Below are 26,565 nucleotides of genomic sequence, written 5' to 3'. Positions count from 1 at the left end.
ATCGAAACCAGTGCGCAGAAGATCTCCGACATCGTGTCGCTGATCGACGAGATCGCCTTCCAGACCAACCTGCTGGCGCTGAACGCCAGCGTGGAAGCGGCGCGGGCCGGCGAGGCTGGCAAGGGCTTTGCCGTGGTGGCGCAGGAGGTGCGCGCACTCGCCCAGCGTTCGGCCAATGCGTCGAAGGACATCAAGGGCCTGATTTCGGAATCGAACAGCCAGGTGAAAACGGGCGCGGCGCTGGTCAACCAGACCGGCAGCGCGCTGACCGAGATCGTGACGGCGGTGAAGAAGGTGTCGGATATCGTGGCCGAGATCGCCGCCGCCTCCGCCGAGCAGTCGCGCGGGCTGGAGGAGGTCAACGGCGCCGTGGTCAACATGGACGAGATGACCCAGCGCAACGGCGCGCTCGTCGAGCAGACCAATGCCTCCGCCCAGGCCATGGCAAACCAGGCGCGCCAGCTGGCCGAACTCGTCGGCCATTTCCGCGTCGATGACGGCGCAGCCGGGGATGTGGCCTATGACAGCGATGCCATGAAAGACGCCGCCGACTGACGGCTGCGACTCAGACAGTCACGGAAAAGCCCGGCTCATGCCGGGCTTTTTTATGTCTCGCGTTTCTTCTGCGCCGCCGCATCCATCGCATCGGCCAGCGCCAGGTTCGCTTCGCCACCGAGACGGCGCAGATTGGCGATCACGCCATCGATATCCGCCAGTGGCCGGTTCTGGCTCAGCTTGTATTTGCCCTCCAGCCGGGTCAGCGGAATCTCCACGGCGACAATGCCGCGCGCCAGGCCGGAAAAGAAACTCTCCGGCTCGTCGTCCAGCGCCCAGCCATCGGGGCCTTCATAGATCCGCGACAGGCGATCGACGATGCTGCGCAGCACCGCCGGGTCGCGGCTGATGCGCGCCTGACCATACCCATGCACCACCATGTAATTCCAGGTCGGGACCGCCGGCTTCTTGGCATACCAGTTCGGCGACACATAGCCATGCGGGCCCTGGAAGATGCAGAGCACGGCCCGCCCGTCCAGCGCAGCAAGCTGGTTGTTCGCCGCCGCCAGATGACAGAGCAGGGTGCCGTGATCGCCGCCGCGGGCAGTCCCCGGACGCTCGACCAGGAACGGCACATGGCTGGCAATCATGTCGGCACCGCTGCCGGAAATGAGCAGGCCGAAAGCATGAGCCTCGACCATGTCGAACAGGGCATCGCGGTCCGGCTGGGCGAAATGGGCGGGGATATACATGGCTGGGTCCGGGCGGGCAGGGAAATGAGGCTGGCGACGGCGCTCATCTGAAGGGGCAGACCGCATGGCCGCAACTGCGGAATTGCACCGATATTGTCACTCTCGCCGTGTTCGCAATGAGCCATTGACGCAACTATTTGCGGCCTGGGGCTCAAAGACCTGCAAGAGCACCCCTGTTCATTCTACTAAAAGTTATGTATGGCCATGCCGCTAAGGCAATTGCCTTTCTGGCTCGCACGGCAAGATTTAACATTGGACGGCAATGCACTTTATGAGAACGGTTACAACCTTGCCGGGACTTTTGATTCAGTTCGGCGAAGCAACATGCTAGAAGTATTCAAAAATACCAGCGTGTGATGCAGCCAAGGACCGAAGCCGATCTGCCTGATGATCTCAAGACCCTGCTGGCGCTGTGGCGCATGCGGGCGGGTACGTTGCGTTTTCCGCCGCGCGAGGCTTTCGATGGCCGCACCCTGCTGCCCTGGGCCGGCCGGCTGCACCTGATTGAAATGCTGGAAGACGGTGACTTCTTTTTCCATCGCTTCTCGCCGATCAGCGCCGCGCGCCTTGGGCTGGACATGACCGGTCAGCGCCTGTCCGCCACCGTGCTGGATGACCGCGCCACGGTGACCACCAGCGGCTATCGCCGCTGCCTGACGCTGGCACGGCCGATGTGTGACCAGATTCCGGCGAAGTTCGACGATGGCCGCCATCACACGCCCTACGACCGGCTGCTGCTGCCGCTGGGCCATGATGTGCGGCCGAATTTCCTGCTGGTCGGGTTATGGTTTCACCCGGCCGAGATTCCAGCCGACAATCACAGCGCCCGGATATAGGCGAGGAAACCGCGCACCTGGTCACCGAGCTGCGCGGCCTGGCCATTCAGCCCGTCCGATGCCGTGCCCACCTGGGCTGCGGCGTCACCGGCAATGCCAGCAGCGCTGCTGATATCGCGCATGCTGGCCGACACGCTTTCGATGCCGGCAGCCGCATCCTGGATATTGTTGCTGATCTCGATTGTGGCGGTTGCCTGCTCCTGCACGCTGTCGGCAATCACGCCGATGCGGCTGTCCAGGGTCGAGGCCTGATCGCGGATCACGTCGATGGCGGCAATCGTGTGGTCGGAGGCGCGCTGGATGGCGCTGATCTGGTCGGCGATGCTTTTTGCCGCTTCGGCGGTCTTCTGCGCCAGATTGCGCACTTCGGTCGCTACCACGGCAAAGCCCTTGCCGGCTTCACCGGCCCGCGCCGCTTCCACGCTCGCATTCAGCGCCAGCAGGTTGGTCTGGAACGCAACTGCCTTGATGAATTCCACCACCTCGTCAATCTTGCGATTGGCGGCGGCCAGCTGCTGTACGGCCTCGCCCGCCCGCGCCACTTCCTGGGTCACGGCCGAGCTGGCACTGCGTGACTCGCGCACCTGGCGGTCGATCTCGCCCACCGAAGCGGTCAGCTCCTCGGCGGCGGCGGCCACGGCCTGGGCATTGGTCGCCGCCTGTTCGGCCGACTGCGAAACGGCGGCCGATTGCTCATGCACGGCGCGGATTTCACCGGCCATGGTGGCGGCATTCTCCTGCAATGCTGCAGCGGCGGTCTCCACCCCGCCCACCACCGACATCACTTCGCTTTCAAACTGGTCTGCCAGCTGGCCACGCTCGGCGCGGGCCTTCTGCTCCATGGTGACGCGTTGTTCGGCCACCTGGCGTTCCAGCGCTGCTGCTGCTTCGGCCTTCTCCTGCATGGCGCCGCGCGCCGTATTGATCACCTGCGCGCCACGACGAAAATCGCCCAGCATGCCGCGCAGCATGAAGGCACGGAAATACTTGCCTTCGGATGCATGGGTCAGCGAGGCGCCGGCCTCGCGGATGAAGGCGTCAGTGCGATCAAGCAGGCGATTGAAACTGTGCATCACCGGGGCCAGCTCGCCATGAGCTTCCGTATCGGTGACCCGCACCGACAGGTCGCCGGCGGAGGCGCGGTCGCAAAGGGTGGCGATAGCATCAAGGGCAATACGTTGGCGGCTGCCGGCAAAGAAACTCATGACTGATCTCCGTGGGCTCAGGCCGCGAGGGCAAAGGCGAATTCTTCGTAAGACAGGCCACGTTCGGCAAGCAGGCGCTGCAACAGGGCATAGCCCGCGGCCTGGCCCTGCTTGCGATCGGCATGCTTAGCCTCTTCTGCCAACAGCTGCTGGTACAGCGGCGCGACGCGCTCGATCGCGATGCGTTCAGGTTTGCGGCGATTGGAGTGATAGCCTTCGATGCGGCCCTGGGCATTGAAACTCGGCGTCACATGGGCGAGCACCCAATAAAAGTCGCCGTTCTTGGCCATGTTCTTCACATAGGCAAAGACCTCGCGACCCTGGCTGATTTCCTCCCACAGCAGCTGGAACACGCAACGCGGCATGTCGGGATGGCGCAGGATGCTGTGCGGCTGGCCGACCAGCTCATGCTCGGCATACATACCAACCCGGCAGAACACATCATTGGCATAGAGGATGCGGCCCTTGAGGTCGGTCTTCGAGACAATGATCTCGTCTTCGCCAAAGGTACGTTCGGTCTTGGTCGGGGTTGGGCGTTCCATGCGATGGTTCCACAGGTTGAGCGGACTGGGACGTCTTGCGGTGGACTTTAGAGGGCGTCGCTCTGACGCGAATTGATCTACCGCAAGCGGCAAAACGACTTCGTCGCATCAACCATGTTTAGGGTGACGCAAACGGCCGCTGGCGGGAAACAAACCTGTCGATGCATGGAGAAAGGGATGGGCGGATGGTGCCGGCGGAGGGACTCGAACCCCCGACCTCGACTTTACGAAAGTCTTGCTCTACCAGCTGAGCTACGCCGGCACGGCGCCCGTCATGCAGGTTCACATGCCGGGTTGACCCGGATGGACCGCGCGCGGAAAATACGGCCCGGCCGAGGCCTTGGCAAGCCGCAAGATCGGCCAAAATAACTGACACCGGTCAGGGACTTGCGGAGGATCCGCAGGACGGACGCAATCTGGGGGTACTGCTGCATCATGGCCGCCGCTTACACGCTTTACGGCAGTTTCCTGTCCGCCCCGACCTACAAGGTCGGCCTGATGCTGGCCCTGTGCGGTCTGAAATACGACTACCGCCATGTCGATCTGGCCAAGGGCCAGCACAAGTCGGCGGATTTCCTGCGCATCAACCGCTATGGCCAGGTGCCGGCCATGATCCATGACGGCTTCACCCTGTGCCAGGCCAACACGATCCTCGAATATATCGCCGAACAGACTGAAAAATTCGCCCCCGCCAACGGTGAGGAACGCCAGCGCATCCGCGAATGGCTGGTTTGGGAGACCGACCGGCTGGAACCGGGCATCAACCGCTCGCGCTTTTTCGAACGCTTCGCCAAGCCCGACCAGGCTGTGGTGGACTATCACCGCAAATGGGCCGAGATGGGCCTGGGCGTGCTGGACGAGCTGATGGAAGGCAAACGTTTCCTGGTCGGCGAGCGGCCGACCATTGCCGATATCGGCGTCTATGGCGTGGTCGCCCATATGGCCGAGGCCAAGTTCGATATCGGTGCCTGGCCGCAGGTGAAGGCCTGGTCGGAACGCGTGGCCGCCCTGCCGGGCTTCAAGCTGCCCTACGACCTGCTGCCCAAGGCCGACCAGGACGCAGCCTGAAGCGGCGGTCTTAGCGTAACAGCAGCGGGCGCGGCGGCACCGCCAGCGGCACGGCTTCACCCAGCCGGGTGGGATCCAGCGTATCGAAGCTGCCACAGGATGCGCAGAGCAGTGTCCAGTCGGCAGCACCGGTGCCGCAATGGCCGCATTGCCACAGGGCATGGCTGGCGGCCTGGGCGCGCCAGTGATCGGCGGCGGCAACATCGCCATCGCCCTCTTCCGCCAGCCGCGCCAGCAACCGCGCGGCCCAGGCGCCACCGGATGGCCCCGCCTTGGCGAGCGCAACCCGCGCCGCCGCATAGTCGTGCATCTGCAAGGCCGCGGCCGCGAAGAGCAGCTGGCTTGCCACTTCCGGCCGGCGCTCGGCGACGAAATCATCCAGACGGCTGCGCAGCTTTTCGGCCGGCACATCCTGCTGCAGCATCAGCCAGGCTTCGGCCAGCGCTTCCGAAGGCGCGCGCGCGAAGGCGCGGCGCAGATGGAAGCTGGCGGCCTCGCGCGCTGCATGATGATCGGCAGCGCGCGCCAGCAGCACCGGCGGCACCGGATGCTCGGGCAGCACTTTCGCGGCACGTTCGGCCCATTGCTTGGCCATGCGGTGATCGCCGCGCGCCAGCGCCGCCTGTGCCTCGGCCAGATCGAGGCGCGCGGAGAGCGCCGAAGCAGCTTCGCGGGTGACGGCCTTTTTCTTGCGCGCCAGGTCCAGCCGCGCACGGGCCGCATCCCAGTCGCCGGCCTCGACCAGCAACTGCAGTTCGGCTTCGGCGGCAAAGGGCGAGGACGGTCGCAGGCGCGAGGCGCGCTGCGCCTGGGCCAGGGCCTCGGCGCGATCATTCTTGCGGCGCGCATCGGCCAACAGGCCGCGCGTGCCGAGAAACGCCGTGCCGGGATCGCGGCTCAATTCCTGATAGGCCGCGCTCGCCAGCGCCGCATCGCCTTTCAGCTGTGCCGCATGGGCCACCAGCAGGCGGGCCAATGCCGGATCATCCAGCTGGCGCTGTGCCTTGTCGGCCAGGGCCAGCGCGCGGTCGGCTTCGCCGGCAGCCACCGCCACCATGCCGGCAGCGAAATTCACATAGCCTTTCTGCTGACGCTTCAGCCGGCGGCGCTGCGGCAGCGCGGCCGCCCAGGCGAGCACCCAGGTGACGATGAAAGCCGCCAGCACCAGCAGCAGAACGCCCAGCGCCAGCAGCGGTGCCGGTGCCTCGATGGCATAGCCGAACCAGGCGAGTTTGACGCGGCCGGGCTGGTCGGCCAGCCAGGCGGCAAAGCCGGCCAGCGCCATCAGGGCAATCAGCACACTCGCGCCACGCAGCAATCGCAGCATGTCAATGCACCGCGAGATGACCGCGGAGGGCAGCGCCATAGTCGTCCAACACGGAGTCGAGCCTGAGCCGCGCCTGCGCCTGATCGCGCCAGTCAGACAGCGCAGCGCCCATTGGCTGGTTCTCCAGCGCGGCAACAGCGGCCTTCAGGTCACCCTGCAGCAATGCTGCCGCGGCAAGATCCAGCCGGCCCTCCAGCGTGGCCGCATCGGCCGTACCGGTGCGGCGGATGCTGACCAGGCCGCTCAGCTTGTCGACGGCGCGCTGCCACCAGGCCTTCTCTGTTGCTGTCGCATCAGCCTGCGCCGGAGCGGCACGCTGCTGCTCGGCCAGCGCCGGGAAACGCGCGGCGAGCGCGAGCGCCGCCGGCGCCGGCTGTTCGGCAAACGGCTGCACGGCGGCAAATGCCGTCTTCAGGTTGCCGCCCTGCGCTTCGGCATATTGCCCGAGCGCGGTGGCTTCACGGGCAAAGCTGTCGCCGCGACGGGCGCGTTCGCGCAATTCGTTCCAGGCCATCAGCTGCACCAGCGGTTCACGCAGCGCATTCACCCGCGCCTCGCTCAGCGCGGTGAGCCGCCCCTGCATCTCGGCGATCTGCGTCTGCAGGGCCGTGCGCTGTGCCGTCGCGGTATCCAGCGCGGCCCGCAGTCCCGTCACCTGCTGGTCAAGATCGGTCAGCTTCTGCGGATCGATGGTATTGGCGGCCGGCAGCTGCTGTAGCCGTTCCAGGCTGGCGGTCAGGCTGGCAAAACGGCTTTCCATGTCATCCAGCCGCGTATCGCGCGGCGACATCGGCACCGCCGAAGGGGCCGCCGCAGCAGGGGCAGCAGACGGCGCAGGGGCCGGTGTTGTTGCGGGTGTGGCCGGACGCGGTGCCTGGGTGACACGCGGGCTGCTGCCAAGCAGCGCATCGAGCTTGCCGGTGGTGGCGAATTCATAACCGACGGCGACGGCGACACTGAGCACAACAGCACCGAACAGATAGAGCAGGATGCGCCAGACACGGCCGCTGCCCGGCTTGGCCAGCGGTTCGGCTTCGGCATCGATGATCTTTTCCTGCGGCTTGTCGCTCATCGTCACTCCCAATCCCTGGTAAAGCCGTCACTCGATCAAGGCCAGCAGAGCGGCCTCGCTGGGATTTTCCGCCACTGTCACGGCACGCCAGGGCAGACTCCTGGCTTCACGCGCGACATTGGCGCTCAGGCAATAAGCCGTGGCCGAAGTCGCCCCCGCAGTGATGCCGGCGGCCTGCACCAGCGTAACAAATGTCGCCGCCGTGCGGGGAGAGAAAAACAGCGCGCCGTCATAGCCGCCGGCCCCGAACCGCGCCGCCACCGCATCTGGCAATGCAATCGCCGTTTCGGCATCATACAGCACGCAGCGCCGCACGTCATAGCCATCGGCCTGCAGCATGGCCTGCAGATCGCCGGCGCGCGCCGAGCCCGCTGCATGCAGTAACGCACCAGCGCCCTGTTGGTGCCGTGCGCGCACCAGCCGCGCCAGCAGATCGACATCGCCGCCGGCCGCCTCGACCCGGGTGAAGCCGGCTGCCGAAGCTGCCAGCGCACTGGCCGGGCCGACCGCATAGACAGTGAAATCGCGACGCGGCGTGGCATCGCAGAAAGCACGCACGCCGTTGGCCGAGGTGAACAGCACCGCCGTCACGCCATCCAGCGGCAGATCGACGGCATGATTCTGCCGGATCGCCAGCATGGGCGCGACATCGACACGATGGCCGCGCGCTTCCAGCGTCTGCCGCAATGCCAGCGACTCAGCCTCGGGGCGTGTCAGCAGCAGATGCATCAGTCTTTGAAGAAATCCGGACCGATGCGGCGTTTCAGCTCGGCGCCGGCATCCGCACCCATTGTGACGCCGTCGCGCACCGGGCCACGGCGTTCGATCTCGATCAGTTCGCTGCCATCGGGCCGCGCGATGGCGCCGCGCAGGCGCATGCCGATGCCATCCAGTTCGGCCAATGCCGCAATCGGCGTGCGGCAGGAGCCGTCCAGCACGGCCAGCATGGCACGCTCGGCTTCCACCCGCATGCGGGTCGGCGCGTCGTCCAGGGCCTTCAGATAGTCCAGCACACGCGCATCATTCTCGCGGCTTTCGATACCGATGGCGCCCTGGGCCACGGCCGGCAGCATCTCGTCGGTCTGCAGCACGCGCATGCCCGGCGGCGCGATCTTCAGGCGGTTGAGCCCGGCCAGCGCCAGGAAGGTGGCGGCAACCACGCCATCTTCCAGCTTGCGCAGGCGGGTCTGCACATTGCCACGGAAATTGACCACCTGCAGGTCTGGCCGGCGCGCCAGCAGGAAGGCCTTGCGGCGCAGCGAGGCGGTGCCCACGGTGGCGCCCTGGGGAATCTCGGCCAGCGTCATCGGCTGCATCGCCAGCAGCACGTCGCGCACATCCTCGCGCGGCAGATAGGCCGCCATGATGAGGCCATCGGGCAGCTTCGTCGGCATGTCCTTCATCGAATGCACGGCCAGGTCGATCTCGCCCGACAGCAGCGCATCCTCGATTTCCTTGGTGAACAGCCCCTTGCCGCCGGCCTCGGCCAGCGCCCGGTCCTGGATCTGGTCGCCGGTGGTCTTGATGATGCGGATGGCGATCTGGTCTTCGCGCAAGCCCTGATGGGCGCGCAGCAGGCGGTCGCGGGTTTCCTGCGCCTGGGCCAGTGCCAGCGGCGAACCGCGCGTTCCGATGGTGAGGGTGGCTGTATCGACCATGGGCATTCCGGACTTCACAGGCGGCCGTTTCCCGGCTGCCCGTTTACTTGCTGCTGAGACGTCATAATGTTAAGGCCTACTCGTTCTGCTTTTTCGTAACGAAACGGATCGGACCACCGGCGATGCGCGTGCTTGGCATCGAAACCAGTTGCGACGAAACCGCCTGCGCCGTGGTCACGGATGCGGCCGACCCGGCGCGCCGTATCGTCAGTCATAGCCTGTTCTCGCAATTGAGGGAACACGCGCCCTATGGCGGCGTGGTGCCGGAAATCGCCTCCCGCGCCCATATCGAACACCTGGATGGCCTGGTGGCCGAAAGCCTGCGGACCGCCGGCATGAAACTGGGCGATCTCGACGCCATCGCCGCCACCGCCGGGCCGGGCCTGATCGGCGGCGTCATGGTCGGCCTGACCACCGCCAAGACGCTGGCCTATGCGACAAACAAGCCGCTCATTGCCGTCAACCACCTGGAGGGCCATGCGCTCTCGGTGCGGCTCAGCGACGACGTGCCGTTTCCCTATCTGCTGCTGCTGGTCTCGGGCGGCCATTGCCAGTTCCTGGTGGTGGAAGCCGTCGGCCGCTATCGCCGGCTCGGCACCACGATTGACGACGCCGCCGGCGAGGCGTTTGACAAGACCGCCAAGCTGCTGGGTCTGGGCTATCCCGGCGGCCCGGCGATCGAGCGCCTGGCAAAACAGGGCAATGCCACGCGGTTCAACCTGCCGCTGCCGCTGAAAGGCAAGCCGGGCTGCGATTTCAGCTTCTCGGGGCTGAAGACCGCCGTGCGGCTGGCGCTCGAGAGCTGCGGGGCGAATCCCAGCGATCAGGACAAGGCCGACTTGGCCGCCAGCTTCCAGCGCACGGTGATGGCGGTGATCCTCGACCGCGCGAAGAATGCCATCGCGCTGTTCGGCGAGAGTCACGGCGCCAGCGGCAAGCATTTTGTCGTCGCCGGCGGCGTGGCGGCCAATGCGGTCCTGCGCGCCGGCCTGGTCGATCTCAGCGCACAGCATGGCATGACCTTCACGGCGCCGCCGATGGCGCTGTGCACCGACAATGGCGCGATGATCGCCTGGGCTGGCCTCGAACGCTTCCGGCTTGGCATGATCGACGACCTGGAAGCGCCGGCCCGCGCGCGCTGGCCGCTCGATGCCATGGCGGCGGCAAAGCCGTTTGCGGGAGCCAAGGCATGACCAAGGCAGAGCTGAACCGCATCGGCGTCATCGGCGGCGGCGCCTGGGGCACGGCGCTGGCCGCCCTCTCGGCTGAACAGGGCGAGACGATCCTGTGGGCGCGCAATGCCGAGGTGGTGGACAGCATCAGCCACCATCACCTCAATCCGCTGTATCTGCCCGGCGTACCGCTGCCGCCGCAGCTGAAGGCCACCGGCGATCTCGGCCAGCTGAAGGACTGCGATGCGCTGGTGCTGGCGGTGCCGGCGCAGACCCTGCGACAGTTCGCCGAGATGATCCGTCACAGCCTGCCGCTCGCCGCGCCGCTGGTGATCGCCGCCAAGGGCATCGAAATTGCCACCGGGCTTTTGCCCAGCGACGTGCTGGCCGAACTGCTGCCCGGCCGCCCGCTGGCGATTCTGAGCGGTCCCAATTTCGCCAGCGAGGTGGCGCGCGGCCTCCCTGCCGCCAGCACGCTGGCCTGCGCCGACGAATCTTTGGGCGCGGCTTTGGTGCAGCGCCTCGGCCGCCCGACCTTCCGGCCGTATCTGTCGGACGACGTGACCGGCGCGCAGATCGGCGGTGCGGTGAAGAACGTGCTGGCGATTGCCTGCGGCATCGTCATCGGCCGGAAACTTGGCGACAATGCGCGCGCCGCCCTGATCACCCGCGGCCTGGCGGAGATGACCCGCCTCGGCCTGGCGCTGGGCGCCAAGCGCGAGACGCTGATGGGCCTGTCGGGCCTGGGCGATCTGGTGCTGACCTGCTCGGGCACGCAGTCGCGCAACCTCTCGCTCGGCATCGCGCTGGGCGAAGGAAAGACGCTGGCCGAGATCATGGGGGCGCGGCGCAGCGTGGCCGAAGGCGTGCATACCGCCCGCGCCATCGAGGCACTGGCGCTGAAGCTAGGCGTCGAGATGCCGATCTGCGCCGCCATCGACGCCGTGCTGCACAAGCAGGCGAGTATCGATCACATGCTGGCGGCATTGCTCGCACGGCCGTTCAAAGCTGAATGATGTTCGGTCGACTTACTGTCTTTTTGATCTTCGTGCTGGTTCTTCCGGCCTGCACAACCGCTTCCAACCCATTTGTCCTGCCGCCAGATATAAAATCCGCGTTCAACGAAGAGCCTGAAATCAATTTCCTTAAGCAAAATCCGAAGCGAGCCTACCGCGAAGAATCCCAATTGACCTTGTTTTTCTCGAATGGAAAAAATGTGGCCTTGAGGGACAATCGTGAAAAGGATTGCGAGGATATGCCAGAAGGCGAGATTGGCCCATGTTATATCGCTTATCGTGTAATAGGGTATTGGCATAGCCGCGATCTCTTCCTGCTGGACATCCTTTATTACGAAGGCTCCAGTGCCGCCTTGGCCAAAAACGACGGAAGCATTGAGTACATCCCCGGCCGGCCAGAATTTTCATATGACGCGCATCGTTTTGCGGCATTTAGCGAAGACTGCTTCTTTGAATCGGCCTCCAGTGTCTCAGTGTCGGACTTTGTCGACGAACAGATCGTTGAGTTCTTTTTCGACACGACTGGCGACGGAATCGGTATCAATTCCATTCGCTGGCTCAACCGGAATAGACTTTCTGTGCAGTTGTTTGATTGTAGGGATGGTTACGATACGACGGCACGATGGCAAGCATTCCTACAGAAACGACGAGACAACAGTTGGATGTGGGAAGGCAATAGTACCGAAATACCAAAGGGAACCAGCAAATGAACTACTGGCTGATGAAATCCGAACCCTCCGCCTGGTCCTGGGACAGCCAGGTCAAGAAGAAGGTCGAGAGCTGGAACGGCGTGCGCAACTATCAGGCCGCCAACAACATGAAGGCCATGAAACTCGGCGACCGCGCTTTCTTCTATCACTCCGTCGATGAGAAGCAGATCGTCGGCATCGTGGAAGTGTGCAAGCTGTATCACCCCGATCCGACCGACGAGACCGGCAAGTTCGGCATGGTGAGTGTGAAGGCGCTCTTTCCGCTTAAAACTCCAGTCTCGCTCGCGCAGATCAAGGCCGAGCCGAAGCTGAAGGATCTGGCGCTGCTGCGGCAGTCGCGGCTCTCGGTGTCGCCGGTCGATGCGGCGAGCTGGAAGCTGATCTGCAAGATGGGCGGCGTCAGCGCGTGATGACCCCACGCTCGTCGCCCCCGGGCTTGACCCGAGGGCCTCAGGCAGGTCGGGATGAGATCCTCGGGTCAAGCCCGAGGATGACGTTTATGGGTTTTGAGTCATGACCACCCGCCCCAACCAGCCCGCGCCGGGCACCCGGCTGATCGCCTTCGCCGATCTGGGCGAGACCGATGCGAAAGGGTTTTCGTTTGGCGAGGGCAAGGAGCGCTTCCAGTGTTTTGTCGTGCGCTGGCAGGGCGGCGTGTTCGGCTATGTCAACGAATGCCCGCATGCGCGCACCCCGCTCGACTGGCAGCCGGACAAATTCTTCAACCTGCGGCGCGACGCCCTGCAATGCGGCACCCATGGCGCGCTGTTCACCATCCATGATGGCGTCTGCTTCATCGGCCCGTGCAAGAACAAGGGTCTGCCGCCCTTTGCGGTGACGCTGCAAGACGGCTGGGTGATCGCGGCCTAAGCAAAAATATCGCGGCCGGCGCGGACCGAGGGAGATCCGGCCGGCCGCAGGTCGGCCGCAGGCAGGGTGGGAGGAGCTGCGGCAGACCCTTTGCTGTCTGGTTCAGCCGGCGCGGCTGATGATGCGGATATCGCGGCAGGCCTCGGCCACACTGAGCAGGGCATGGCCCAGCAAGGCCAGAGATTTGGTCGGTTGTGTCGTCTTGCGAAACATGGACGGGCTCCCTGGATCAGCGGGGCAGAATCACTTGGTCAGGATCAACTTGCCGGCGGCGGTGATCCGCAGGCGGTATTCGCCGCCGTTATGCACGATCTCCACTTCGCGGCCGCCGCGGAAGATGCAGCGGCTGTCGTAGCGCGCATTGCCGTTATTGCCGAGATTGGTGGCGCGCAGTTCGGTGACCGTGGCGCTCTCGGCCTGCCGCGTCCGCGGACACTTGCTCTGGCTTTCCTGCATGCGACCCACATCCTTCTGGATCGGCGGAAATCGACCGCCGCATCCGATGAAGGTGAGTGTACTGAAGATCATCTGCGAATGCAAGTGATAATGAGTCGCAAATTAGACTCCCGTTTACGGACCGGGATCCAGCGCGGCAGCCGCGCAGCATCCGGGCAGGACTTATCCTGCAAATCGGGGGACGAAGGATCCGCTCAGCGTGCGACAGGCTCGCCGGCATCGTTGTCGGCATGCCGGCGGCGACCCTCTTCGGCCAGCCGCAGGCGTGCGGCCAGGCGACGGATTTCCGCTTCCTGCACCCCGTCGCGCCGCATCAGCAGCTGGGTGATCGGATCGGCCAGCATGTCATTGAGGGCGGGTTCGGCAGCGAGCCAGCAGACTTCGGTGCCACCGATCAGATGGATCGCGGTGCGTCGCGCGTCGTGCATGTGCCCCTCCTTCCCTCTCGCCCCACCATGACTTTGCGTCATGACGATCGCGAACTCAAAACCATCGGTTTCCGGTCTTCACGCAGGCGGCGATGATGTCCTGCGTTTCATCTATGGCGCCCAGCATAGTCTGACAAGCATGCTCGGCATGTGACCAGAAAGCGGCATTTTCGTGACCCGCGATTCAGTCGCGCACGGCGCCGTCATTGTGTGCAACGCAGCAAAAGGGCGCCGAATGGCGCCCTCGTACTCAGTATCGCAGAGCGACACGCTCAGTTCGACAGGAACAGCGGAATACGATGGTGCTCGAGGAGATGACGCGTGGTGCCGCCCACCACCATCTCCCACAGGCGCGAATGACCATAGGCGCCAGAGACAATCAGATCGGCGTCGAACTGCCCTGCCTGATCGAGAACCACGCGGCCGGCATCGGCATCGCTGCCCGCCACCGGCTTCACCGTCACCTTGATGCCGTGGCGCGCCAGATGCCGGGCAATCTCCGCACCGGCGATGCGGTTCTTGCCGGGATCGACTTCGACGATGGTGACGCTGCGCGCCCGGACCAGGATCGGCAGGGCGGCATGCAGGGCACGCGTGGCCTGCGCCGTGGCCTTCCACGCCACCAGCACATTTTCACCACAAGTCTTGGCGCGATTGTCACGCGGCACCACCACAACCGGACGGCCGGCGCCAAGGCAGACCTGCGCCACCGATGGTTCCAGCGGCTCCGACAGATTGAAAGGATTGCTGCCCTGACTCATCACGATCAGATCGCTGTAGCAGCTGTGCAGCAGGATGCCGCTTTCCAGCACATCCTCGACCGAATGCCATTCGATCTCCCGCCCGCTGCGCTGGCGCGCCGCATCAACGATACCCTTGGCCTGTGCCTGGCGGCTGCGCCGCAGTTCAGCCTGCCATTGCTTGACCGCATCGCCCACCGAGGTGCCGATGATATCCACCGGCGTATAGGGCGGCGCATCGACATAGAGTGCGGTGAGATGCGCGTCATGTGCGCGGGCCAGATCTGCCGCGAGATCGAAACGCGACGCGCACCACGGGCCTGGATCGGTGTAGACGAGGATATCCTTGTAGCTCATCGCGCAATCTCCTGGATGTCTGTTCGCTGGGATGCCGCCGGTGGATTACAGCTTTCTGACCGATGCGATACGGAATGTGTGCTGCTGGCGATCGGGTTCGGTGATCGAGACATATTCGCCGGGCCGCATCAGATGCTGGTCGAGACGGAAGATCGCCTCGTCATCGTCGGTGGTGGTCGGATCGTAGGAAAACGCCCAGTGGCCCCCGCGGGTATGGATCAGGTTGCCGGTCTGGTCATCCTCGCCATACCAGAAACGACGCGTGGTGCAGCGCCCGCGTACATCAGCCCAGTGGCTGCGGTCCAGATGCCCGTTCTGATCAAGCGGTGCGATGAATTCATAGCCGTGCAGGCTGCTGCCATCGGGATGGCCTTTCTCGCGGGCAAGTTCCAGACGGACAAGATGCAAAGTCATACGGCGCTCCTCTGTGTTGGTGCAGTCTCACAACTGCGACCGCAGTGCGCCTTGATTGATGTCAAAACCGGAAAAAAGAAATTATCTCCGGTAGCGATCATCCGATTGACATGCCTCAATGCGGCATACGCAGCGCAACCGCAGGATGGGCCCAGTCGACAACAGGCCCGAACAATGAGGACACCATGCGCTATTGCGATATCCTGCTGCATCTGACGGATGATGGCCGCGGAGCTGAAAAGACCGCCATGGCCCTGTCGCTGGCCAAGCGCTTCGACACCACGGTGACCGCGCTCTATACGCTGCCTTTCCCGACACAGATCTACTACATGGGCGAGTATGTCCCCCCTAGCCTGATTCAACAGCAGGTCGACGAAACGCGCGCCCTTGCGGTGACCGCTCGTCGCGATTTTGAAGCCGCCGCCAAACAGGCCGGCGTGACGGCCAGCTGGATCGAGAGCGACGACGATGCCCTGTCGGCCCTGCAGCGTCATGGTCGTCACTGCGATCTGGCAGTCCTCGGCCAGCCCGATCCGGACCGTGATCCCTCGGCCCTGGGCGGCACGCTGCCCGGCGACCTGGCGCTTGCGCTCGGCCGGCCGGTGCTGGTGCTGCCCTATATCGGCCAGTATGCCGCGCCGGGTAAAACCGTGCTGATTGCCTGGAATGACAGCCGTGAAGCCGCCCGCGCCGTGCATGATGCGCTGCCCATGCTGCTGGCCGCCACCAGCGTGATCGTTCTGTGCATTGATGGCGATGAGCAGCAGCAACGGTCCGCTGCCAGCCTGGTGCAGCATCTGTCGCACCATGGCATCACTGCGAAACTGCGGCACACCACGGCTGCCGATATTGGCGCCGGCGAAGCCCTGCTTTCGGCGCTGGCCGATAACAGTGCCGATCTGCTGGTGATGGGTGCCTATGGCCACAGCCGGCTGCGTGAAATGACACTGGGCGGCGTGACCCACACCATCCTGCAGAGCATGACCGTGCCGGTGCTGCTGGGGAACTGAGCGGACCAGCTGCTTCCGTCAGGGCCGATCCGGTCATCAAGTTGCCGTGAACAGCGCTGGACCGGGGCGCCGGCGGTGCGGCACACTCCCCCGACTATGCTGGCCGTCACAGACTGGCCGGATTGAAAACCGGCATCCTGACCGACTTTCCAGATGCGTAACGCTGTCCGCAACGGGGGGCACCATCGCCAATGTCGGTAACCTGTATCGATGAGACGGTTCGGCGGCGCTGGGCGTCCATGAAGAGTCCGCCATGATCAATCCGTTCGCCAGTCGCGCACCGCGCACGCCGCTGGGCCTGCGGCTCAGCCGCGCCATCGCCGACGAGGAGGAGCGCGGCCGAACCTTCGCCTTCCGCGCCCGTCTGGTGGCAGTGGTGGCGGTGATGCTCTGGCTGGTGCTGGTGATCGAGCCGCAGCGCCAGCTGTATTACCTGGCCGTCACTGGCGGCTTCCTGCTGCTCGGTCTGATCCCGCATCTGATGCGGCGGCATCGCTATGCGGTGGCGATCCGCTTCGCCTTCGTGATCCTCGACGTTGTACTGGTTACTGCCGTGGTGATCCTGCCGCCGCCGGGCCAGCTCGATTTCGGTTTCCCGATCCAGATGCGTGTGCGCGGTCCGGAATTCCTCTATCTCAACCTGCTGCTGGTTGGCGCCGCGCTGTCCTATTCACCCTTGCAGGTGATCTGGACCGGGTTCTGGTCGATCCTCGTCTGGTCCGCCGGCGTAATGCTGGTGGCGATGCGACCCGACACGCTGCCCTTCACGCCGGGCGGCGACAGCTCGCCGCAGGCGCTGCTGCAGATCATCCTCAACCCCTATCATGTCGGCATCTTCCAGCTGCTGAACCAGGTCGTGCTGACCGCCATCGCCACCGCCCTGCTGGCCGCCGCGGTATGGCGGTCCCGTGCCCTGCTGCTGCGCCAGACCCGAGCCGAGATCGCCCGCGCCGATCTCGCCCGCTATGTTTCTCCGGATGTGGCCGATGCGATCATCACCAGCGAACGCCCCTTCGGCGCACCCACCAACCGGCGCGTCGCCGTGCTGTTCGCCGATATCGTCGGTTTCACCGGCCTGTCAGAACACATGGCGCCCGATCGCGTGGTGCGGCTGCTGAAGAGTTTCCACGAACGCGGCAGCAGCGTGGTTTTCGCCCATGGCGGCTCGCTGGACAAATATCTTGGCGATGGGTTCCTTGCCACCTTCGGCGGCATGGGTGAAATGCCGGACGCCGCCGCCCGCGCCATCCGCTGTGCGATTGACCTGCAGGCCGAGATCGGACGCTGGAACGCCAAGCGCGCCCAGCGCGGTGCGGCCCAGGTGCGGCTTTCGGTTGGCGTCCATTATGGCGCCGTGGTGGTGGGGAATATCGGCAGTGCCCAGCGGCTGGAATTCACCGTGGTCGGTGATGCCGTCAATATCGCCAGCCGGCTGGAGACACTGACCCGTCAGCTCGACTGCCGCGTCGCGGTATCGGATGAAACCCTGACCGAAGCGGCGCTGCATGACACAAACCTGCCGCGCTTCGAGAGTGCCGGCGACCGCCGGCTGGACGGCCGCGAGCAGCCCATCTCGGTGCATATCTGGCCGCCGCGGTCCTGACGGCCGGCGGTAGAGCGGTCAGGTCGATTCCGACAGGGCCTTCAAGCGCTCGGTCTGCTTGATCAGCACGCGGTCAGAGGCCGGCAGGCTGATGATGTCGAGCTTGCGCAGCTTGGTGAAGCAGCGGCTGACGGTCTCGATGGTGAGGCCGAGATAATCGGCCACCTCGGCCCGCGTCATCGGCAAGGCAATCGGATTGGGCGGCAGGCCGCGCGCAGTGACGCGGTTGACCTGCAGCAGCAGGAAGGAGGCGATGCGCTCCATCGCCGTCTTGCGGCCGAGCAGCAGGATCTGCTCCTGCGCCGTGGCGAGTTCGGTTTCCGCCACCGCCAGCAGGCGATGCTCCAGGTCCGGCATGTCGGACAGCAATTTGCGGAAGGCCGAGCGCGAAAAGCGGCAGACCTTGGTATCGACCAGGGCTTCGGCGCTGACGCTGTAGGTGTCGCGGGTGTTAAGGCCGAGGAAATCGCCAGGCCCGAGGAAACCGGTGATCTGGCGACGGCCATCGCTCATGGATTTTGATAGCGACACGCTACCACAAGTGATGTTGTAGACATGGTCGGCGGTATCGCCTTCCTGGAACAGCACCTGGTGCGGCTGAACCCACACTGTCGTGGCCAGCGCGCTCATGCGTGCCTGTTCCTCGCTGTCCAGCCCCGCACAGATCGTCAGGCTGCGCGCCGTGCAGGTCTCGCAGGGATCGGGATGCTTCTGCACCGGCGTGGCGTTTTTGCGAATAGGTAGCGCGTGAATCTCGGCCATCGGTTGCCTTTCGTCGCGGTCGTCCGCCATGCGGCGCGGCCTGCGGTCAGTGCGGCTGGCGTGCGCGGTAGCGGCGGTCCATATCGGCACCCCAGCGGATCATATCCTCTGCCGAGAGACGATCGCGCGCCAGTGGTAAAATCGTCGCATCCTCCCACAGCAGATGCCGCCGCTGGCGCTCGGCAAACTGCGTCAGGGCGTCGCAGAGTTCCGGCCAGTCGGCATCGGTGCCGCTGGCAAAATCCAGGCATTGGGCGGCCAGTGCACGGGCCTGTTCGCGCTCCTGGCGGTGCTCGTCGCTGAGCTGCGAGATCACGTCATCAAGGTTGTCGCCCAGCAGCAGGCGCCGCTGCAGCAGCGGCAGCAGGCCGCTTTCCTCCTCGGTGATCAGGCTGAGGAAGTCATGCGACAGGAAGGTGGCGAAGCCCGGCGCCAGCAGCTTGCCCAGCGCCGCATCGGCGACCGGCAGGCCGCGGAGGAAGGCGCAGAAGGCCAGCACATTCAGGCGCCAGCCGACCAGGCGGGCCAGCGGCGAGAGTTCAGTGCCTGGACCCACCAGCGCCTGCTCGATCTGGAGCAGGGCCAAAGCCGGGGCGGCAATCTGGGATGGGGTGACGGCAACCATAAACCAATGCTAGGGCGCGGCTGCGGCTGCGGCATTGATCCTGATCAAACCTGGCGCGGTGCCGGGCGGTGCTCAGCCGGCATCGTGGAAGATGATGCCGAGCGTGTGCCGGGTGCCGCTGTGCAGCGTCGAGACGCCATGGCGCAGCGCAACACGGTAGGTGCCGCGTGTGCCGCTCGCCGGCCGCTGGTTGACCGCGAAGATCACGGCTTCGCCCCGCTGCAGCCGCACCACCTCGGCGCGGCTCTGGCTGCGCGGCTTGTTTTCCACCAGCACGAAGTCGCCGCCGCTGAAATTCGCTGGATCGCTGAGCAGGATGGTAAGCTGCAGCGGGAAGACCAGCGCGCCATAGAGATCCTGGTGCAGGCGGTTGTAGTCGCCCGGACCATATTGCAGCAGCAAAGGTGTCGGCCGCGTCTGCCCGGCGGCATGGCAGCGCGCGATATAGTCGGCATGGTCGGCGGGGAATTGCACCGGCTGGCCGAGTGCCAGCTGCCAGCGGTTGGCCAGCGGCACCAGCTGCGGATAGAGGCGGCGGCGCAGGGTGGCGATGATGTCGGGCAGCGGATATTTGAAATAGCGATACTCGCCCTGGCCGAAGCCGTGACGCGCCATCACCACGCGGCTGCGGAACGGCTCAGGCTGGTCATAGAGCGCGACCAGCGCGGCGCATTCAGCGGCTGTCAGCAGGGCGCCGGTGGTGGCGAAGCCGGCGGCATCCAGGCGCTCGGTCAGCGCCGGCCAGTTCAGCGAATCAATCCGTGTCGCGAGATCGGTCATACACCGTATCTACCGCGCGCGACCGCGCGGTGCTTCCCGTTTCTTGCGTTCAGGCCAGCAGCGCGGCAAAGGCGGCGGTGTCGGTGTAGACGCGGTATTCGGCGATGCGGCCATCATGGAAACGGAATGCATTGGTCATGTTGACCTGCACTTCGCGGCCGCTGGCCCGGGCGCGCCACAGGCCGCGGCCCAGCATCACCACCCAGTCGCCCTCGGCAATCGTGGCTTCCGGCGTCACCTCGACGATCTCGAGAGCATCACGCACCCTGTCGAGAAAGGTTTTGTAGCCGGCGAAGCCGTCATGGCGCCCGATCCAGGGCAGCAGGCCCGGCGGGCCGTAATACTGCACGCAGACATCGGGGGTGACGAGCTGCTCCAGCGCCGCGAAATCGCCGTCGCGCAAGGCGGCGTAGTAGCGGTCGAGGACGTCCCGGCTCATGCGGCGAGAAACGCCTTGTAGCTCTCGGCCAGTTCCGGCACCACGGCCTCCATGATGGTCTTGCCGTGCTCTTTCGTCGCCAGCGCCGGGTTGGAGCCGATGCGGCCATCGGCGAAGCGGCGGCGATAATCGGCGGCATCGGTGAAGCTGCCATGCGGCGCCACGCGCGGCGTCATCTCCACGCTTTTCACGGCTTCCGGATAGGCGTGATAGGTGACCGAAACTTCCGACGGCGTGGCATGGCTGCCCTCTTCACCCGGAAACAGGCTGTTGGAGAGGCGACGGGCGCTCGGCGCCTCCCACCAGTTCTTGATGGTGCAGCGGATGCTGGGCACGTTATGGCCCGGCGGGGCGAGGCTGGCCTCGGCGTAGATTTCCGAAAACGCCGCCGTGGCGGTGGCGATATTGCCGCCATGGCCGTTGAGGAAGAAGAAGCGGTCGAAGCCGTGGCGGCTGAGCGACGCCACCATGTCGCGGATCACCGCGATCAGCGTGGAGGGCCGCAGCGTCATCGAACCGGGAAAGCCCAGATGATGCTGCGCCATGCCGACCCCGATGGTGGGGCCGACCAGTGCATCGGCGGCCTTGCCGACCTGGGCGGCAAACACCTCGGCGCAGATCGCATCGGTGCCGATCAGCCCGTTGGGGCCATGCTGCTCGGTGGAGCCGATCGGAATGATGATGCCGGTCGAACGCTTCAGATAAGTCTCGACCTCGGCCCAGGTACTCAGATGCAGCTGCATGACGGCTCCGCGCGAAAGGGAAACCGTGAATAGAAGGGCGCTGCCGGCAAAAGTCCAGTGCGAGCCGCTCACGCCGCCATGTTGAGCAGGCGCTGCGCCCCCATGGCGCGGGCGATCCGCCGCATGTCGGCGGCCGAGACGGCGCAGAGGCCCAAGCGGAAACGGTAGCCCCAGTTGCGCTGGCCGGCGGTGAAGTCCAGCTGTTGCAGCAGCGGCTGGATCGGCGCGTCCACCGAGGCATACCAGTCGACATCGCGGCGCCAGGGCTGAAAGCCGCCGCCCATATCGACCTGGTAGGGTTTGCCGGCCGCCACCACGCCGAAGGCGGTGAAGGCCTGCAGCCGGTCGCTGCCCTGGAAGGCCGCGCTGGGCGAGTAATAGGCAACGCTGTCGCCGGGCGCGATGCGCAGCAGTGGCGCCTCGCGGCCATGGCAGACCTGCATGAAGCCGCCGGCACGGCCGCGCCGCACGTGATCGGCGGAGGCAATGGCAATCCAGTGCTGCGGGTGATCGGTGATGGGCGGCGTCTGGGTCATCGGAATCTCTGGCGTATCGTGTGTGGTGGTGGTCAGCATGGCGGATTGCGGATCGCTTCCTCTTCGCGCCAGGCCTTCATCAGCACGGCGCGGCGCTTGGGATAGCGCTGCGCCAGGGGCGTCAGCGTGACGATGCGGTCGGTGCGGAAATGGCGAAACGCCTGGCGCAGCTCGCACCAGGCGACGACGACGCGCACGCGTTCGAAGAAGGCGAGCGCAAACGGCCAGATAATGCGCGCGCTGGCGCGTTCGGATTCATCGCGATAATCGATCTGCAGCTTGTGTTCGCTGCGGATCTGCTGGCGGATGGTCGCCAGCTCGGTATCGCCGGCCGCCACCGGCATCGGGCCGACGATCAGCAGGCTTTCGCTGTCCAGCGTGTCGCGCAGGTCGGCCGGCAGCACCGCACCGATGCGGGCGATGGCATTGCGCGCCGCAGCGCCCAGCCGCGCATCGGCGCGTTCGGCCACCCAGCGCGAGCCGAGCATCAGCGCCTCCAGCTCCTCTTCCGAGAACATCAGCGGCGGCAGCATGAAGCCCGGCCGCAGCACATAGCCCACGCCGGGCTCGCCATCGATGCTGGCACCCTGGCTCTGCAGGCTGGCGATGTCGCGATAGAGCGTGCGCAAGCTGATGCCGAGTTCGGAGGCGAGGCTCTGGCCGCTGACCGGCTGGCGGTGGCGGCGGAGACACTGGATCAGGGCGAGCAGGCGTTCAGCGCGGGACATGAAGGGAGGTTGCCATAAACCACTGCCAGTTTCTGTCAGTAATCCCCGGCGATGGCGGCGGCTTCATTCGCGTTCGCTGGAGTTCGCTACGGTTCGCTGCGGTTCGCCGGAGCTTCATTCAGGCTCGCTGGTGTTCGCTGGCCTTCGTCAGGGTTCGCGCGGGTTCGCAACCCGCCCGGCCACCTGCCATTGGCTGGCAGGGGCAATGTTTAGGGTATGTCAGTATAGAACATTATAAGAACATAGACAAGCTGATCCGCCGGCCCGCCTTACCGGGGCCTTCCAGCCATACGTCCGCAGAGTCCCGTGCGTCCTCAGAATTCCTGCCAGTCGTCATCGGCAGCAGCAGCCGGCACAGGCCGCGGGGCCGGTTTCGCCACCGGCCTCGGCGCCGGCGCCGCTGCCGGGGCTTTCACCACCATCAGCTTGGTGACCGGCTTGGCCGCGGGTACAGCGGCAACAGGCGCCGGTGCGGCTTGAACCGGTGCGGCTTGAACCGGTGCAGCCTGAACCGGCGCTGCTGCAGCAGCCGGCGCAGCAACCGCATCGCCCTGGCGGAAGAAGCCGACCGCATCGGCCAGTTCACCCGCCTGGCCGTTCAGCGCCTGCGCCGCCGCCGTGGTCTGTTCCACCAGGGCGGCATTGCGCTGGGTCATCTCGTCCATGCCGGCAACGGCAGTGTTGATCTGCTCCAGCCCCGTCGCCTGTTCGCGCGAGGCGGCGGCGATCTCGGCCACGATATCCGACACCTTCTTGATCGCGACGACGATCTCGGTGAGCGAGGCACCAGTCTGGTTCACCAGCGTGGCGCCGGTTTTCACCTGGGCATTCGAGGCGCTGATCAGCGCCTTGATGTCCTTCGATGCATTGGCCGAGCGTTGCGCCAGTGCCCGCACCTCCTGCGCCACCACGGCAAAGCCCTTGCCGGCTTCGCCCGCGCGCGCGGCCTCGACGCTGGCGTTCAGCGCCAGCAGATTGGTCTGGAAGGCGATCTCGTCAATCAGCCCGACGATATCGGAAATCTTCTGCGCGCTCTGTTCGATCTGCGTCACGGCAGTGACGGCCTCGCCGACCACCGTGCCGCCCTTCTCGGCGGTGTCGCGCGCCGCCACCGCCAACTGGTTGGCGGCCTGGGCGTTATCGGCATTCTGCTTCACCGTGGCGGTGACTTCATGCATCGAGGCGGCGGTCTGTTCGATGGAGGCCGCCTGGCTTTCCGTGCGGCTGGCGAGATCCTGGCTGCCGGCGGAGATTTCATTCGACGCCGAACGCACCTGGCCGGCGGCCTGGCTGAGCCGGGTGACGATCTGCGACAGGCGCTCGGCCATGCGGTTGGTATCGTCCTTCAGCTGGCGGAAGGCGCCGTCATAGTCGCCGGTGATGCGGCGATCGAGCCGGCCATCGGCCATGGCGCCCAGCACGGTGCCGAGTTCGGCAATCATGCCCTCGACCGCGCCGGCCAATCGGTTGATGCCTTCGGCGATAGCGAGATACAGGCCTTCCTTGCCCTCGACCGACAGCCGGCGCGCGATATCGCCCGCCGCCACGGCACCGACCAGATCGGCGATCTCGGCGGCGGCAGCCTGTTCCTGCGCCTCGCGCGCCTGGCGGCGCTGTTCGGATTGCGCGCGCTGATTTTCGATTTCGGCTTCGGCATCGCGGCGCGCGATCATGCCATCCTTGAACACCTGCAGGGCGCCGGCCATGGCACCAATCTCGTCGCGATATTCGGCGCCGGTGACGGCGACATCGAGATCGCCATCGGCGAGGCTGCGCATCGTCGCGGTCATGCCCTGCACCGGCCGCACCACGGTGCGGCGGATCATCACCACGGCGGCGGCGATCACCAGCAGCAGCACGCCGAGCCCGATGGCGGAAATCTGCAGCAGCTGCATGAAGGCCTGGTCCTGGGCGGCGTTGCGGCGGTTGAGGATGCCGCGTTCCTCGTCGCGCATCTCTTCCAGCACCAGGCGGATTTCCTCCATCTGGCCCTTGCTGAGCGGCGAGCGCAGCGTGCGCAGCGCCGCTTCGCGCTGGGTTTCATTCTTCAGCCGCGGCACCACCGTATCGGCGAATTTGCGCTGCCATTCGACGATGCGGCCGGCCACCTGCTCCAGCCGGCCGTGCTGGACCTCGTCATCGGCCGTGAGTTGCTTCAGCCGCGCCAGCAGGCGGGTGGCGGCATCGCGACCGATATTCAGGCTGTCGAGATGGGTTTCGTCATCCGACAGCGCAAAGCCGCGCACGGCGGTTTCCTGGTCCGACATCGCCTGGCCGAGTTCGGCCAGCGCATCCAGCATGCGGAAGCTTTCGGCGGTGTCGCGCTGGGCCTGTTCGAGGAACTGCACATTGCGATAGGCCAGCCCGGCCACCGCCAGCAGAATGGCGAGGATCACGGCAAAGGCGACGGAAACACGAAGCGAGATGGAGAGCTGGCGCATGGCGGGATGGGTCCGGGCAGGCAGGAGGACGGGAAAACCGGGAAAACCTGCCGCGGCAACGGACGGCGACACCCCCGGAATAAAACGCCTATCCCGAGAAGCCTTGCTGCCGCCCACCCCCCGGCGGGCCGCTCCGTGGCCGGAGCAACACCTATAGTAGTAGCCGCCCGGCGGCCGCGGCTGCAAGCTGGCTTAGCAGGCTAAGCTATTAAGCTTTAAGTAGTTTTGGCGATTCGACACCGCGGGAGGCTGCCTGTTTCAGGGCTGAAACGGGAGCGGGTCGCGGCGGCGGTCCGCCGCCCGGTCCGGGCCGTCCGATCCGCGCTTGACGGGGGGGCAGCGATCCCTATGATGCGCCCGCCCTCCCGGCTCCTCACCGGGGGATCGGCATTCCTTGCATGGACCGGGTCGTCGTGGCTGCCGTCCGACCATGCGCCGAATTCAGGACTACACACAGAATGAGCAAGCGTCAGGAATCCAAGTACAAGATTAATCGCCGTCTCGGCGAGAATCTGTGGGGTCGCGCCAAGAGCCCGATCAACAAGCGCGAATATCCGCCGGGCCAGCATGGCCAGAAGCGCAAGAAGCCGACCGACTACGGCACCCAGTTGATGGCCAAGCAGCGCCTCAAGGGCTACTACGGCAACATCACCGAGAAGCAGTTCCGTCGCGTGTATGCGGAAGCCAACCGTCGTCGCGGCGACACCTCGGAGAATCTGATCGGCCTGCTGGAGCGCCGCCTGGATGCCGTGGTCTACCGCATGAAGGTGGTGGCCACCGTGTTCGCCGCCCGCCAGTTCGTCAGCCACGGCCATATCGCCGTGAACGGCAAGCGCGTCACCATCCCGAGCTATCAGATCAAGATCGGCGATGTGATCGAAGTGCGCGGCGCCGCGAAGGACTATACCTTCGTGCTGGAAGCGCTGAAGTCGAGCGAGCGCGACATCCCCGACTACATCGAGATGGACGAAGGCAAGCTGAAGGCGACGTTCAAGCGCGTGCCGCTGCTCGCTGATGTCCCGTACCCGGTCAAAATGGAACCGAACATGGTCGTCGAGTATTACTCGCGCTAATCAGTTCCGGTTTTCATACCGAACACGAAAGGCCGCCTCCGGGCGGCCTTTTTTGTTGTTTTACGGCAAGTTTGCCCGCTGCCCCGGACGCCATACATGGTAGGGTTGAATTAAATCCGACCGGGGGACGCATGAGCATTCGCGCACGCCTGTATCTTGCCGTCGCGCTGCTGGCCGGCGTGGTGGCGGTGGGCGGCGTGTTCAGCCTGCTGCTGCTGCGCACCGCCGACAGCCAGCTGACCACGGTGCGCGAAAAGGCGCTGCGGCCGATCATCCTGCTGGAAACCGTGAAGGACGCCTTCCAGGGCGACATCATCGATACCGCCGTGAAGGTGCGCAACGACCTGGTGACCTGGGATGTGGCGGCACTGGCGCTGGCCGAGGCACGCGCGCGCATCGAGGAATCCTGGCTCGAATACCAGGCCACCATCGACGATGCGGCCGAGGCACGGCGTGCCAACGATATCGACCTGCGGCTGCGCAATGCCGAGGCGGCGATGCTGATGCTGCGCGATGCCATCGAGGATCGCGACATCCGCCAGATCGGCCGCTTTGTCGACGAGGTGATGTATCCCACCATCGATCCGATCACCGAACGCGTTTCCACGCTGGTGGGTTTCAAGATCACGGCATCGAACCGCATCCTGCGCGAGGCGAGCGACCGGCTCGATCTGTTCGCCGAGGGCCTGGCCATCCTGCTGCTGCTG

The 26,565-nt window shown here is 65.4% G+C and carries 31 protein-coding genes and 1 tRNA gene; 12 read left to right on the top strand and 20 right to left on the bottom strand.

Annotated features, from left to right (window positions below; all coding sequences use genetic code 11):
- A partial coding sequence (locus AAG821_RS20835) for a methyl-accepting chemotaxis protein (RefSeq protein WP_341915661.1) occupies window positions 1–555 on the top strand: 555 nt, incomplete at its 5' end.
- Between the two features lie 50 nt (window positions 556–605).
- Here the strand turns inward: AAG821_RS20835 and AAG821_RS20830 are convergent.
- Window positions 606–1,247: an FMN-binding negative transcriptional regulator gene (locus tag AAG821_RS20830; protein ID WP_341915660.1), complete on the bottom strand. Its 642-nt coding sequence runs from the start codon at window positions 1,245–1,247 to the stop codon at window positions 606–608.
- 353 nt (window positions 1,248–1,600) lie between these two features.
- Between AAG821_RS20830 and AAG821_RS20825 the strand changes: the two genes are divergently transcribed.
- Window positions 1,601–2,083: a hypothetical protein gene (locus AAG821_RS20825; RefSeq protein ID WP_341915658.1), complete on the top strand. Its 483-nt coding sequence runs from the start codon at window positions 1,601–1,603 to the stop codon at window positions 2,081–2,083.
- On the opposite strand, the gene AAG821_RS20820 is transcribed toward AAG821_RS20825, so the two are convergent.
- The 3 genes from AAG821_RS20820 to AAG821_RS20810 form a co-directional block, all read right to left on the bottom strand.
- Window positions 2,065–3,288 (bottom strand): methyl-accepting chemotaxis protein, encoded by a 1,224-nt coding sequence (locus tag AAG821_RS20820; protein ID WP_341915657.1) that lies wholly within the window; start codon window positions 3,286–3,288, stop codon window positions 2,065–2,067. The two genes, AAG821_RS20825 and AAG821_RS20820, sit on opposite strands and share 19 nt — an antisense overlap.
- A gap of 17 nt (window positions 3,289–3,305) precedes the next feature.
- Window positions 3,306–3,830, bottom strand: a complete 525-nt coding sequence (locus AAG821_RS20815) for a PAS domain-containing protein (RefSeq protein WP_341915655.1) — start codon at window positions 3,828–3,830, stop codon at window positions 3,306–3,308.
- Window positions 3,831–4,016: 186 nt separating this feature from the next.
- Window positions 4,017–4,092, bottom strand: a tRNA-Thr gene (locus AAG821_RS20810).
- A 173-nt stretch (window positions 4,093–4,265) separates the two neighbouring features.
- Between AAG821_RS20810 and AAG821_RS20805 the strand changes: the two genes are divergently transcribed.
- Window positions 4,266–4,898 carry a glutathione S-transferase family protein gene (locus tag AAG821_RS20805; RefSeq protein WP_341915654.1) on the top strand — a complete coding sequence of 211 codons (633 nt, stop codon included), beginning with the start codon at window positions 4,266–4,268 and terminating at the stop codon, window positions 4,896–4,898.
- A gap of 10 nt (window positions 4,899–4,908) precedes the next feature.
- Here the strand turns inward: AAG821_RS20805 and AAG821_RS20800 are convergent, their stop codons facing one another.
- From AAG821_RS20800 to hemC, 4 genes are read right to left on the bottom strand one after another with little or no spacing between them, the layout of a single operon-like run.
- Window positions 4,909–6,225: a heme biosynthesis HemY N-terminal domain-containing protein gene (locus tag AAG821_RS20800; RefSeq protein ID WP_341915653.1), complete on the bottom strand. Its 1,317-nt coding sequence runs from the start codon at window positions 6,223–6,225 to the stop codon at window positions 4,909–4,911.
- A 1-nt stretch (window position 6,226) separates the two neighbouring features.
- Window positions 6,227–7,297, bottom strand: coding sequence for a hypothetical protein (locus tag AAG821_RS20795; protein WP_341915652.1), 1,071 nt, complete (start codon window positions 7,295–7,297; stop codon window positions 6,227–6,229).
- A gap of 27 nt (window positions 7,298–7,324) precedes the next feature.
- Window positions 7,325–8,026, bottom strand: coding sequence for a uroporphyrinogen-III synthase (locus AAG821_RS20790; protein ID WP_341915650.1), 702 nt, complete (start codon window positions 8,024–8,026; stop codon window positions 7,325–7,327).
- A complete protein-coding gene (gene hemC, locus AAG821_RS20785) occupies window positions 8,026–8,955 on the bottom strand; it encodes a hydroxymethylbilane synthase (RefSeq protein WP_341915649.1) in 930 nt (309 codons plus the stop codon). Before hemC ends, AAG821_RS20790 begins: the two co-directional genes overlap by 1 nt.
- Before the next feature lie 122 nt (window positions 8,956–9,077).
- Between hemC and tsaD the strand changes: the two genes are divergently transcribed.
- From tsaD to AAG821_RS20760, 5 genes are all read left to right on the top strand, one after another.
- Window positions 9,078–10,148 carry a tRNA (adenosine(37)-N6)-threonylcarbamoyltransferase complex transferase subunit TsaD gene (gene tsaD / locus AAG821_RS20780; RefSeq protein ID WP_341915647.1) on the top strand — a complete coding sequence of 357 codons (1,071 nt, stop codon included), beginning with the start codon at window positions 9,078–9,080 and terminating at the stop codon, window positions 10,146–10,148.
- Window positions 10,145–11,143, top strand: a complete 999-nt coding sequence (locus AAG821_RS20775) for an NAD(P)H-dependent glycerol-3-phosphate dehydrogenase (RefSeq protein ID WP_341915645.1) — start codon at window positions 10,145–10,147, stop codon at window positions 11,141–11,143. The genes tsaD and AAG821_RS20775 overlap by 4 nt, the downstream gene beginning before the upstream one ends.
- Before the next feature lie 32 nt (window positions 11,144–11,175).
- The gene (locus tag AAG821_RS20770; RefSeq protein ID WP_341916429.1) at window positions 11,176–11,853 is read left to right on the top strand and encodes a hypothetical protein; all 678 of its coding nucleotides are present in this window, start codon (window positions 11,176–11,178) and stop codon (window positions 11,851–11,853) included.
- Complete coding sequence (locus tag AAG821_RS20765) at window positions 11,850–12,263, top strand: EVE domain-containing protein (protein WP_341915643.1); 414 nt, start codon at window positions 11,850–11,852, stop codon at window positions 12,261–12,263. Before AAG821_RS20770 ends, AAG821_RS20765 begins: the two co-directional genes overlap by 4 nt.
- 103 nt (window positions 12,264–12,366) lie before the next feature.
- The gene (locus tag AAG821_RS20760) at window positions 12,367–12,723 is read left to right on the top strand and encodes a Rieske 2Fe-2S domain-containing protein (RefSeq protein ID WP_341915641.1); all 357 of its coding nucleotides are present in this window, start codon (window positions 12,367–12,369) and stop codon (window positions 12,721–12,723) included.
- Window positions 12,724–12,966: 243 nt separating this feature from the next.
- Here the strand turns inward: AAG821_RS20760 and AAG821_RS20755 are convergent, their stop codons facing one another.
- The 4 genes from AAG821_RS20755 to AAG821_RS20740 all read right to left on the bottom strand — a co-directional run bounded on the left by AAG821_RS20755 (window position 12,967) and on the right by AAG821_RS20740 (window position 15,118).
- On the bottom strand, window positions 12,967–13,179 hold the full coding sequence (locus tag AAG821_RS20755) for a hemin uptake protein HemP (protein ID WP_341915663.1): 213 nt from the start codon (window positions 13,177–13,179) through the stop codon (window positions 12,967–12,969).
- A 194-nt stretch (window positions 13,180–13,373) separates the two neighbouring features.
- The gene (locus tag AAG821_RS20750; protein WP_341915640.1) at window positions 13,374–13,607 is read right to left on the bottom strand and encodes a hypothetical protein; all 234 of its coding nucleotides are present in this window, start codon (window positions 13,605–13,607) and stop codon (window positions 13,374–13,376) included.
- Window positions 13,608–13,879: 272 nt separating this feature from the next.
- A complete protein-coding gene (locus tag AAG821_RS20745; protein WP_341915639.1) occupies window positions 13,880–14,704 on the bottom strand; it encodes a universal stress protein in 825 nt (274 codons plus the stop codon).
- Window positions 14,705–14,749: 45 nt separating this feature from the next.
- Complete coding sequence (locus AAG821_RS20740; RefSeq protein WP_341915637.1) at window positions 14,750–15,118, bottom strand: hypothetical protein; 369 nt, start codon at window positions 15,116–15,118, stop codon at window positions 14,750–14,752.
- A gap of 185 nt (window positions 15,119–15,303) precedes the next feature.
- Here AAG821_RS20740 and AAG821_RS20735 point away from each other — a divergent pair, with 185 nt between their 5' ends.
- Window positions 15,304–16,128: a universal stress protein gene (locus AAG821_RS20735; RefSeq protein WP_341915636.1), complete on the top strand. Its 825-nt coding sequence runs from the start codon at window positions 15,304–15,306 to the stop codon at window positions 16,126–16,128.
- 253 nt (window positions 16,129–16,381) lie between these two features.
- The gene (locus AAG821_RS20730; RefSeq protein ID WP_341915635.1) at window positions 16,382–17,731 is read left to right on the top strand and encodes an adenylate/guanylate cyclase domain-containing protein; all 1,350 of its coding nucleotides are present in this window, start codon (window positions 16,382–16,384) and stop codon (window positions 17,729–17,731) included.
- A gap of 18 nt (window positions 17,732–17,749) precedes the next feature.
- Here AAG821_RS20730 and AAG821_RS20725 read toward each other — a convergent pair whose 3' ends face one another.
- The 8 genes from AAG821_RS20725 to AAG821_RS20690 all read right to left on the bottom strand — a co-directional run bounded on the left by AAG821_RS20725 (window position 17,750) and on the right by AAG821_RS20690 (window position 24,785).
- Window positions 17,750–18,493 (bottom strand): cyclic nucleotide-binding domain-containing protein, encoded by a 744-nt coding sequence (locus AAG821_RS20725; RefSeq protein ID WP_341915633.1) that lies wholly within the window; start codon window positions 18,491–18,493, stop codon window positions 17,750–17,752.
- Between the two features lie 46 nt (window positions 18,494–18,539).
- Window positions 18,540–19,118 carry a hemerythrin domain-containing protein gene (locus tag AAG821_RS20720; RefSeq protein ID WP_341915632.1) on the bottom strand — a complete coding sequence of 193 codons (579 nt, stop codon included), beginning with the start codon at window positions 19,116–19,118 and terminating at the stop codon, window positions 18,540–18,542.
- A gap of 72 nt (window positions 19,119–19,190) precedes the next feature.
- Window positions 19,191–19,898 carry a 2OG-Fe(II) oxygenase gene (locus AAG821_RS20715; protein ID WP_341915631.1) on the bottom strand — a complete coding sequence of 236 codons (708 nt, stop codon included), beginning with the start codon at window positions 19,896–19,898 and terminating at the stop codon, window positions 19,191–19,193.
- Window positions 19,899–19,947: 49 nt separating this feature from the next.
- Complete coding sequence (locus AAG821_RS20710; protein WP_341915629.1) at window positions 19,948–20,337, bottom strand: nuclear transport factor 2 family protein; 390 nt, start codon at window positions 20,335–20,337, stop codon at window positions 19,948–19,950.
- Window positions 20,334–21,080 carry a creatininase family protein gene (locus tag AAG821_RS20705; RefSeq protein WP_341915628.1) on the bottom strand — a complete coding sequence of 249 codons (747 nt, stop codon included), beginning with the start codon at window positions 21,078–21,080 and terminating at the stop codon, window positions 20,334–20,336. The genes AAG821_RS20710 and AAG821_RS20705 overlap by 4 nt, the downstream gene beginning before the upstream one ends.
- A gap of 68 nt (window positions 21,081–21,148) precedes the next feature.
- Window positions 21,149–21,655, bottom strand: coding sequence for an EVE domain-containing protein (locus tag AAG821_RS20700; protein ID WP_341915626.1), 507 nt, complete (start codon window positions 21,653–21,655; stop codon window positions 21,149–21,151).
- Entirely contained in the window at window positions 21,649–22,344 is a 696-nt protein-coding gene (locus AAG821_RS20695) for a YafY family protein (RefSeq protein ID WP_341915624.1), read from the bottom strand. The genes AAG821_RS20700 and AAG821_RS20695 overlap by 7 nt, the downstream gene beginning before the upstream one ends.
- 314 nt (window positions 22,345–22,658) lie before the next feature.
- Window positions 22,659–24,785 carry a methyl-accepting chemotaxis protein gene (locus AAG821_RS20690; RefSeq protein ID WP_341915623.1) on the bottom strand — a complete coding sequence of 709 codons (2,127 nt, stop codon included), beginning with the start codon at window positions 24,783–24,785 and terminating at the stop codon, window positions 22,659–22,661.
- 458 nt (window positions 24,786–25,243) lie between these two features.
- Between AAG821_RS20690 and rpsD the strand changes: the two genes are divergently transcribed.
- Together rpsD and AAG821_RS20680 are read left to right on the top strand one after the other, a co-directional pair.
- Window positions 25,244–25,858, top strand: coding sequence for a 30S ribosomal protein S4 (gene rpsD / locus AAG821_RS20685; protein WP_341915622.1), 615 nt, complete (start codon window positions 25,244–25,246; stop codon window positions 25,856–25,858).
- Between the two features lie 131 nt (window positions 25,859–25,989).
- The coding region (locus AAG821_RS20680) for a Tar ligand binding domain-containing protein (protein WP_341916426.1) at window positions 25,990–26,565 on the top strand (576 nt) is incomplete at its 3' end.

Source organism: Ferrovibrio terrae (assembly GCF_943372915.1).
Classification (GTDB): Bacteria; Pseudomonadota; Alphaproteobacteria; order Ferrovibrionales; family Ferrovibrionaceae; genus Ferrovibrio; species Ferrovibrio terrae_A.
The sequence above is the reverse complement of the archived record's forward strand: the minus strand, read 5'-3'. Positions and strand labels throughout refer to the sequence as shown.

Bases quoted from the DNA above. Each gene is read 5' to 3' on its own strand.
- AAG821_RS20750 (WP_341915640.1), bottom strand. From the start codon at position 13,607: ATGCACGACGCGCGACGCACCGCGATCCATCTGATCGGTGGCACCGAA.
- rpsD (WP_341915622.1), top strand. From the start codon at position 25,244: ATGAGCAAGCGTCAGGAATCCAAGTACAAGATTAATCGCCGTCTCGGC.
- AAG821_RS20765 (WP_341915643.1), top strand. From the start codon at position 11,850: ATGAACTACTGGCTGATGAAATCCGAACCCTCCGCCTGGTCCTGGGAC.
- AAG821_RS20690 (WP_341915623.1), bottom strand. From the start codon at position 24,785: ATGCGCCAGCTCTCCATCTCGCTTCGTGTTTCCGTCGCCTTTGCCGTG.
- AAG821_RS20815 (WP_341915655.1), bottom strand. From the start codon at position 3,830: ATGGAACGCCCAACCCCGACCAAGACCGAACGTACCTTTGGCGAAGAC.
- AAG821_RS20695 (WP_341915624.1), bottom strand. From the start codon at position 22,344: ATGTCCCGCGCTGAACGCCTGCTCGCCCTGATCCAGTGTCTCCGCCGC.
- AAG821_RS20800 (WP_341915653.1), bottom strand. From the start codon at position 6,225: ATGCTGCGATTGCTGCGTGGCGCGAGTGTGCTGATTGCCCTGATGGCG.
- AAG821_RS20705 (WP_341915628.1), bottom strand. From the start codon at position 21,080: ATGCAGCTGCATCTGAGTACCTGGGCCGAGGTCGAGACTTATCTGAAG.
- AAG821_RS20740 (WP_341915637.1), bottom strand. From the start codon at position 15,118: ATGACTTTGCATCTTGTCCGTCTGGAACTTGCCCGCGAGAAAGGCCAT.
- AAG821_RS20820 (WP_341915657.1), bottom strand. From the start codon at position 3,288: ATGAGTTTCTTTGCCGGCAGCCGCCAACGTATTGCCCTTGATGCTATC.
- AAG821_RS20755 (WP_341915663.1), bottom strand. From the start codon at position 13,179: ATGCAGGAAAGCCAGAGCAAGTGTCCGCGGACGCGGCAGGCCGAGAGC.
- AAG821_RS20760 (WP_341915641.1), top strand. From the start codon at position 12,367: ATGACCACCCGCCCCAACCAGCCCGCGCCGGGCACCCGGCTGATCGCC.
- AAG821_RS20700 (WP_341915626.1), bottom strand. From the start codon at position 21,655: ATGCTGACCACCACCACACACGATACGCCAGAGATTCCGATGACCCAG.
- tsaD (WP_341915647.1), top strand. From the start codon at position 9,078: ATGCGCGTGCTTGGCATCGAAACCAGTTGCGACGAAACCGCCTGCGCC.
- AAG821_RS20715 (WP_341915631.1), bottom strand. From the start codon at position 19,898: ATGACCGATCTCGCGACACGGATTGATTCGCTGAACTGGCCGGCGCTG.
- AAG821_RS20795 (WP_341915652.1), bottom strand. From the start codon at position 7,297: ATGAGCGACAAGCCGCAGGAAAAGATCATCGATGCCGAAGCCGAACCG.
- AAG821_RS20830 (WP_341915660.1), bottom strand. From the start codon at position 1,247: ATGTATATCCCCGCCCATTTCGCCCAGCCGGACCGCGATGCCCTGTTC.
- AAG821_RS20745 (WP_341915639.1), bottom strand. From the start codon at position 14,704: ATGAGCTACAAGGATATCCTCGTCTACACCGATCCAGGCCCGTGGTGC.
- AAG821_RS20710 (WP_341915629.1), bottom strand. From the start codon at position 20,337: ATGAGCCGGGACGTCCTCGACCGCTACTACGCCGCCTTGCGCGACGGC.
- AAG821_RS20720 (WP_341915632.1), bottom strand. From the start codon at position 19,118: ATGGTTGCCGTCACCCCATCCCAGATTGCCGCCCCGGCTTTGGCCCTG.
- AAG821_RS20735 (WP_341915636.1), top strand. From the start codon at position 15,304: ATGCGCTATTGCGATATCCTGCTGCATCTGACGGATGATGGCCGCGGA.
- AAG821_RS20730 (WP_341915635.1), top strand. From the start codon at position 16,382: ATGATCAATCCGTTCGCCAGTCGCGCACCGCGCACGCCGCTGGGCCTG.
- hemC (WP_341915649.1), bottom strand. From the start codon at position 8,955: ATGGTCGATACAGCCACCCTCACCATCGGAACGCGCGGTTCGCCGCTG.
- AAG821_RS20775 (WP_341915645.1), top strand. From the start codon at position 10,145: ATGACCAAGGCAGAGCTGAACCGCATCGGCGTCATCGGCGGCGGCGCC.
- AAG821_RS20790 (WP_341915650.1), bottom strand. From the start codon at position 8,026: ATGCATCTGCTGCTGACACGCCCCGAGGCTGAGTCGCTGGCATTGCGG.
- AAG821_RS20805 (WP_341915654.1), top strand. From the start codon at position 4,266: ATGGCCGCCGCTTACACGCTTTACGGCAGTTTCCTGTCCGCCCCGACC.
- AAG821_RS20725 (WP_341915633.1), bottom strand. From the start codon at position 18,493: ATGGCCGAGATTCACGCGCTACCTATTCGCAAAAACGCCACGCCGGTG.